Genomic DNA, 6,664 nt, shown 5'->3' on the forward strand with positions numbered 1-6,664 from the left:
ACAAATCAGAGGGCCTCAAACAAGCAATATGAAACCCTCTAAACCCAAAAAACTAAATCAGAGGGCCTCAAACAAGCAATATGAAACCCTCTAAACCCAAAAAACTAAACCAGAGGGCCTCAAACAAGCAATATGAAACCCTCTAAACCCAAAAAACTAAACCAGAGGGCCTCAAACAAGCAATATGAAACCCTCTAAACCAAAAAAAACAAATCAGAGGGCCTCAAACAAGCAATATGAAACCCTCTAAATCCAAAAAACTAAATCAGAGGGCCTCAAACAAGCAATATGAAACCCTCTAAACAAAAAAAACTAATTCAGAGAGCCACAAACGGTCAAACTCAACCCCTTCTACTAAAAAATATCAAAAGCTCCCTTCCAAACAGGCAGCTTTTGATTGAAACCATATAATCCTGATAACATACATACAAAAACGATTACACTACTTTTTAAAAAAATGGAAGGTGCTTACAGACCAGTGCTGCAATGTTTTAAAAGAAGTATACAAAGCTGGGAGAATTCAACTATATGAGCAAATTAAGTGGTATCGATTTTTCGCATTTTGAAAAGCAATCCATTGTCAATGTTATTATTGGCTCAAATTCTCTGCTTGAACTGGAGCTGACAGCAGGCGGGCTTGTCGCTGAATGTCCATGGAGGCTCCAGCGCGGAAATAAAATCATGGCTGGAAGCAGTGATTCCCGTGAGGTTCCTGCCAATGTTCAGCTGAAAGAGTCTCTCATCGGCTGTCAGGTAATTGAAGTGATTTTTATGGAAGAAGTTAAAATGCTGCGCATCGCTTTTTCCGGCTCAATAGTTCTTGATTTATTTCATGACAGCTGCCATTTCGAGGGATGGGAGTTATACAGCGAGGATGGGTTCACCTTTATTTCACTGCCTGAAGGGGACTTTTCTCTGCAGGAATTATGTACAGCCCAGGGCCAATGCGGGGAATAGTGAGTTCAATCATATAGCCGGCAGGAGATCATATTCTCCTGCCGGCTTTTAGATTCTATAAGGGAGCTTCGAATGAGTGACTGAAGACTGAGAAAAAAAGAACCCTCCATCTGGCGTGAATTTTCTGAAAAATAATTTGACAACGGTTTTTGTTCAGGTTATCTTAATGGTATAACAGATATTAAACGAGACGATTTTTTTACGTTATATGACGGAATGGGAATAGGAGGGTGCCCTTTGATTCTTCATAGCATTGAAAAATCGGGCAGAGATGTGATTGAAGCCGTTCAATTGGAAGGGCTTAAGAGTACGGCTGCAAGAGTTTTCCGCGAAGTGCCATTTTACAGGCAAAGATTCTTTGAAGCTAACCTGGTGCCCCAGGACATTCAGACGCTCGAAGATCTAAAAAAACTGCCATTTACAGAGAAAGCAGATTTAAGGAGCCAGTACCCGTTCGGCCTTTTTGCTGCTCCGATGGATAAAGTGGTTCGCCTGCATGCTTCTTCTGGCACGAGCGGAAAGCCGACGGTTGTCGGTTATACAAAGAAGGACATTGAGATTTGGACAGAGCTTGTCGCCCGTGCCATTGCGCTGGGTGGAGGAAGGCCCGGCGAACGCCTGCATAATGCATATGGATACGGCCTTTTTACGGGGGGCCTTGGCTTGCATTATGGCAGCGAACATCTCGGAATGGCCACTGTACCTGTCTCAGGCGGCAACACAGAACGGCAGATCATGCTCATTCAGGATTTCAAGCCTTCCGTTATATGCGGGACTCCTTCTTATATATTAAACCTTGCAGAGAAGATGGAGGAAATGGGTATCGATCCTGCAAGTACTTCGCTGAAATACGGCATATTCGGTGCAGAGGCCTGGTCGGAAGAAATGCGTGACGTTCTGGAGAGGAAGCTTGCCATTAAAGCCTGCGACATTTACGGCTTAAGCGAGGTTATGGGTCCCGGCATCAGTATGGAATGCCATGAGGCACAGGATGGGCTGCATATCGCAGAAGATCATTTCATTGCGGAGGTGATCGACCCGGAAACTTTGAAAGCGCTTCCTTTTGGGAGTGAAGGGGAGCTGGTCTTCACAAGCATTTCAAAAGAGGCCTTTCCCGTTATCCGCTATCGGACCGGTGACATTGCCAGCCTGTCAAAGGAAACGTGCACATGCGGCAGGACGACTGCCAGGATGTCGAGAGTAAGGGGCAGGATCGACGATATGCTGAACATCAATGGCGTAAATGTTTTTCCTTCCCAGATAGAAAGCTGTCTGGTTGGCCAGGAAGATATCTCCCCCCACTATCAGATTGCACTTCATTCCGGCAAGGCGCTCAAATCACTTGTCCTGCATCTTGAATTGGAGGAAAGGTCCTATTCAAAGATGGGCGGCGATTTACAGTCCGATTATGCGGAAGCTCTCCGAATGAGGCTTAAAAACCATTTACAATCTCAATGCTATATTTCCATTTCCGTTGAACTTCATCCGCCGAAAAGCATTCCCCGGTCCGAGGGGAAAGCTGTGAGAATAATTAATAACAAAAATGCCCATGAAGCTATAAGCGGGATTTAATAGAAGGAGGCTGACAATATGGCAGGACAGCTGTATTCTTCTTTAACCGAAGAGGAGAAGCTGGAAAACTTCATGCACAGGATTTCTAATGGGGAAAAAATAGAAGCGGATGACTGGATGCCCGATGATTACAGGCGTACACTCATCAAGCTGATCAGCATGCACGGAATAAGCGAAATCATGGGTGCCCTGCCTGAAAAGGAATGGGTCCCTAAAGCGCCGACTCTAAAAAGGAAGCTTGGCATCATGGCCAAGGTCCAGGATGAAATGGGCCACGGACAGCTTTTGCTTCGGGTTGCAGAAGATCTGATGCTGCCGCTTGGCAAAAGCAGGGAACATATAATGGAAGATCTTTTTACAGGGAAGCTTAAATTCCATAATGTCTTCCATATGGAGGCGCCGACATGGGGGGACGCCGGGCTGATCGGCTGGCTGGTGGACGGTGCTGCCATCATCACCCAGACAAATATGCTTGGCTCGTCTTATGGACCTTATGCAAGGGCATTAAAACGAATCTGCGCTGAAGAGGTATTCCATGCCCAGCATGGGGAAGCAATCATCATGGCTTTGGCCGAGGGGACAGAAAAGCAGAGAGAAATGGTACAGGATGCTGTCAATCGCTGGTGGGAAGCATTATTGATGTTTTTCGGCCCGGCAGATGCCCGGGCGACCGGTACGTCCAAGCAGGATATTACGATTAAGTATAAAATCAGGACGAAAACAAATGAAGAGCTGCGCCAGGACTTCTTTTCGAAGTATGTGCCAAGGATCCTTTCACTCGGACTGACCATACCGGATCCTACCCTTGGATACAGAGAAGAAGCAGGATGGACATATGAACAGCCTGACTGGAAACGCTTTAAAGAAATTATCAGCAACAGCGGACCAAAATCGGCTGAAAGGCTGAGTCTTCGGCGGGATGCCTATCAGTCCTCCCAATGGGTCAGGGATGCACTGAGTGCCCAGGCTAATTAAGAAAGGAGGGAGCATGTGCCTGCTTCTGAATTTTACAGTGAATACGAAGTGTTCAGCAAAAAAACGGATACGTCACCAATGCAGCATCAGTTTTCGCTGATGGCGCCAAATGAAGAGCTTGCCCTTGTTTTTGCACAGGAAAATTTCATGAGAAGAGAGCCGGTTGCTGACATTTGGGTCGTCAAGCGTTCACAGATACGCAAGATGGATCCGGAGGAGAGGCTCACACTTCATCGGCTCGACAACAAGGATTATAGGACTGCAAAAGGATACGGATATTTAAAAAAGAAATGGCGCCAGTACGAACAGAGTATGCTGGATGAAAAAGAAATTCTTTCATGGGGAGGGAACGGGAACATTGACAGGCGAACTGAAGGCTGAGCAGCCCGGAAATAAAGCTTCCAGGGCTGCCATTGAACTTTTATACCAGCTCGCGGATGACGATTTCATCCTTTCATACCGCGGATCAGAGTGGCTCGGCCTTGCTCCGCACATCGAAGAGGATGTTGCTTTTTCCTCTATCAGCCAGGACACCATGGGGCATGCCAGTATGTTTTATCAGATTCTGGAGGAAATGGGGGAAGGAAGCTCAGATGATCTCGCCCATTTAAGGAAGGCTGAAGAAAGAAGGAACAGCATTCTCGCTGAAAGAGCGAATGGGCCGGGCCATTATCTGCAGAATCCCCGGTATGATTGGGCTTTTGCTGTTGTCCGTAACTTTTTCTATGTATACGCAAAGAAAGTGAAAATGGAATTGCTGAAAACTTCCTCCTTTCTTCCGCTCCGGACAGCTGCCGTGAAAATAAGCATGGAGCTGCATTACCATATCCTTCATTGGAAAACCTGGTTCCTGCAGCTGATGCAGGCCGGCGGGGAGGCGAGGAGGCGCATGGAGGAAGCGGCATCTGGCATCTATACCATGATGGGGGATCTCTTACATCTGGGTCCGCTTGCAGAAGAAATGCAGACCGAGGGTCTGATAGCCGGGGAAGAGCAGCTTTTAATAAGCCTGGAAGCAAATCTGTCCTCCGTATTTGAAGCAGCCGGCTCTCTTTTCCCCCGCCAATTCGGCCTTGAGCTGGGGAATGGAAGAGAAGGCCAGCATACAAAAGACTTAACAGAAGCTTTGGATACACTTTCTGAAGTATACAGAAGCGACCCGGCAGCCTGCTGGTGAAAAAGGAAGTGCATATATGGACAAAGACAGAAGCGAGCTCGAGCAATCGATTCTTAGAGCATTGAATGCAGTCAAAGACCCGGAAATCCCGGCTGTCTCCATTATTGAACTTGGAATGGTTGAAAGAGTGCAGGCGGAGAAAGAAAGAATATTGATTGAACTCCTGCCTACCTTTCTGGGCTGCCCTGCCCTTGACATGATTCAAAGAAGTGTTGAAGAACAACTCGGGTATTTGGATCTCGAACAGTCCGTTGAAGTTCGTTTCATCTATGAACCTCCCTGGACTTCCGACCGGATTTCTGAAAAGGGCAGAACGCATCTGAAAGAATTCGGCATCGCGCCGGCTCCGGAAAGAATGGAAGCAACCGGAGAGTGGAAGGTTGATTGCCCTTACTGCGGCTCTCCTTACACCTCTCTTGAAAATATATTCGGGCCGACTGCCTGCAGGAGCCTGCTGTACTGCCGTGCATGCAGAAATCCTTTTGAAGCCATGAAGCCGGTATCCAGCCTTTTATAGGCAATAATAAACTTATAGATTGAAAGGATGATAGAAATGGTAAAATTGATCGCGCTTTACAAGCACCCGGAAAATAAGGAAGCCTTCGATGAGTATTATTTTCAAACGCATGCACCCCTCACAGCCAAGATTCCGGGGCTTCGGGAAATGAAGGTTACCAAAATCACCGGAAGTCCCATGGGTGGAGAAGGCAAGTATTATCTTATGTGTGAAATGTTTTATGACAGTCATGAAGCACTTAAAACTGCCATGAAAACGGATGAAGGAAAAGCCTCCGGAAAAGATGCCATGTCATTTGCAGGCGATATCATCACCCTGATGATCGGCGAAGAAACAGAAGAATAAGGGGGCGTGTCCCATGTATCAGACTATCATTTATGAAGCTGAAGGTAAGATTGCCTGGATCAGACTTAACAGGCCGGAAAAGCTGAATGCTTTTACGGCAGATCTCAACAGTGAAATCGGGCAGGCTTTGCGGGAGGCGGGGTCTGACCCAAGGATAAGAGCGGTTGTCATAACCGGAGAAGGCAGGGCTTTCTGTTCAGGCGAGGATCTGGGCAGTGTCAGCGAAAACACGGATCATGGAGAAATTCTGCGTAAAAGGTACAACCCGATGGTCATGGAGCTGTATCAATGCGAAAAACCTGTCATTGCAGCAGTAAATGGTGTTGCAGCAGGGGCAGGAATGAGCCTGGCGCTTGCCTGTGATTTCCGGCTTGTCTCCGATAAAGCAAGCTTTATCCAATCATTTATACATGTAGGCCTGATTCCTGATGCAGGCAATATGTTTTTCCTGCCCAGGCTGATTGGCCAGGCAAAAGCTTTGGAGCTGGCCCTGCTGGGGGAAAAAGTATCTGCCGAAGAAGCTTTGCGGCTGGGACTGGCGACAAGGATAATCCCTCATGAAAGCTGGGAGGAGGGTGTAAGACTGTTCGCTGATAGAGCAGCAGCCCTCCCTACTGCTGCTGCAGGCTTGATTAAAAAACAGCTGAAGGATTGCTGGGAACTGAATCTCAATGACTACCTGGAAGAAGACGCAAAAGGACAGCGGATGGCCGGGCTGACGAGAGACCATCAGGAAGGTGTTCAGGCTTTTCTCGAGAAAAGGAAGGCAGCTTTTATAGGCATGTAGCTCACGCTTATCATTTTGGCACTCGCTCCTGGGTGCTTTTTCTATTCAATTCACGGGTAATGTCAAAAGTTCTATGAAAAATCAATTCTAAGTTAAGATTCTTTCACTTAACTGGCATAATCGCTGCCGCAATCGCTCTTGACAAACACGCCAATGGTTTGGGAAGTGTTCGTCAAGGGCGAAGGGGACAAAAGAAGGCATGCCAAATAAGCCCTTGGTTTTACCATTTTAAACCATTGGCAAGTTCGGTTTGTCAAGAGTTCGCTTCGCCGAATGCTGGTGAAGGGCTCTGCTAAACAAAAGCTAGGCCGCCTGCTCCTCGATCCAATCCTGG

The 6,664-nt window shown here is 47.1% G+C and carries 8 protein-coding genes; all 8 read left to right on the top strand.

The annotated features are described in order from the left end of the window. Window positions 1-528 precede the first annotated feature (528 nt). The 8 genes from FZD51_RS23705 to FZD51_RS23740 all read left to right on the top strand — a co-directional run bounded on the left by FZD51_RS23705 (window position 529) and on the right by FZD51_RS23740 (window position 6,330). Complete coding sequence (locus FZD51_RS23705; RefSeq protein WP_148976978.1) at window positions 529-957, top strand: hypothetical protein; 429 nt, start codon at window positions 529-531, stop codon at window positions 955-957. A 237-nt stretch (window positions 958-1,194) separates the two neighbouring features. Continuing rightward, window positions 1,195-2,529 carry a phenylacetate--CoA ligase family protein gene (locus FZD51_RS23710; RefSeq protein WP_148976979.1) on the top strand — a complete coding sequence of 445 codons (1,335 nt, stop codon included), beginning with the start codon at window positions 1,195-1,197 and terminating at the stop codon, window positions 2,527-2,529. Between the two features lie 18 nt (window positions 2,530-2,547). Beyond that, window positions 2,548-3,504 carry a 1,2-phenylacetyl-CoA epoxidase subunit PaaA gene (gene paaA / locus FZD51_RS23715; RefSeq protein WP_148976980.1) on the top strand — a complete coding sequence of 319 codons (957 nt, stop codon included), beginning with the start codon at window positions 2,548-2,550 and terminating at the stop codon, window positions 3,502-3,504. Between the two features lie 15 nt (window positions 3,505-3,519). Continuing rightward, window positions 3,520-3,885, top strand: a complete 366-nt coding sequence (gene paaB, locus FZD51_RS23720) for a 1,2-phenylacetyl-CoA epoxidase subunit PaaB (protein ID WP_148976981.1) — start codon at window positions 3,520-3,522, stop codon at window positions 3,883-3,885. After that, window positions 3,863-4,681 carry a 1,2-phenylacetyl-CoA epoxidase subunit PaaC gene (gene paaC / locus FZD51_RS23725; RefSeq protein WP_148976987.1) on the top strand — a complete coding sequence of 273 codons (819 nt, stop codon included), beginning with the start codon at window positions 3,863-3,865 and terminating at the stop codon, window positions 4,679-4,681. The genes paaB and paaC overlap by 23 nt, the downstream gene beginning before the upstream one ends. A gap of 16 nt (window positions 4,682-4,697) precedes the next feature. After that, window positions 4,698-5,198 (top strand): 1,2-phenylacetyl-CoA epoxidase subunit PaaD, encoded by a 501-nt coding sequence (gene paaD / locus FZD51_RS23730; protein ID WP_148976982.1) that lies wholly within the window; start codon window positions 4,698-4,700, stop codon window positions 5,196-5,198. 36 nt (window positions 5,199-5,234) lie between these two features. After that, window positions 5,235-5,543, top strand: a complete 309-nt coding sequence (locus FZD51_RS23735) for an EthD family reductase (protein ID WP_148976983.1) — start codon at window positions 5,235-5,237, stop codon at window positions 5,541-5,543. A 13-nt stretch (window positions 5,544-5,556) separates the two neighbouring features. Further along, window positions 5,557-6,330 (top strand): enoyl-CoA hydratase/isomerase family protein, encoded by a 774-nt coding sequence (locus FZD51_RS23740; RefSeq protein ID WP_148976984.1) that lies wholly within the window; start codon window positions 5,557-5,559, stop codon window positions 6,328-6,330. Window positions 6,331-6,664: the final 334 nt, after the last annotated feature.

Origin of the sequence: Bacillus infantis, from assembly GCF_008180445.1 — a bacterium.
Taxonomy (GTDB): domain Bacteria; phylum Bacillota; class Bacilli; order Bacillales; family Cytobacillaceae; genus Bacillus_AB; species Bacillus_AB infantis_B.

Excerpts from the sequence above, each read along its gene's own strand:
- paaD (WP_148976982.1), top strand. The coding sequence starts at position 4,698 with ATGGACAAAGACAGAAGCGAGCTCGAGCAATCGATTCTTAGAGCATTG.
- paaA (WP_148976980.1), top strand. The coding sequence starts at position 2,548 with ATGGCAGGACAGCTGTATTCTTCTTTAACCGAAGAGGAGAAGCTGGAA.
- FZD51_RS23705 (WP_148976978.1), top strand. The coding sequence starts at position 529 with ATGAGCAAATTAAGTGGTATCGATTTTTCGCATTTTGAAAAGCAATCC.
- FZD51_RS23740 (WP_148976984.1), top strand. The coding sequence starts at position 5,557 with ATGTATCAGACTATCATTTATGAAGCTGAAGGTAAGATTGCCTGGATC.
- FZD51_RS23735 (WP_148976983.1), top strand. The coding sequence starts at position 5,235 with ATGGTAAAATTGATCGCGCTTTACAAGCACCCGGAAAATAAGGAAGCC.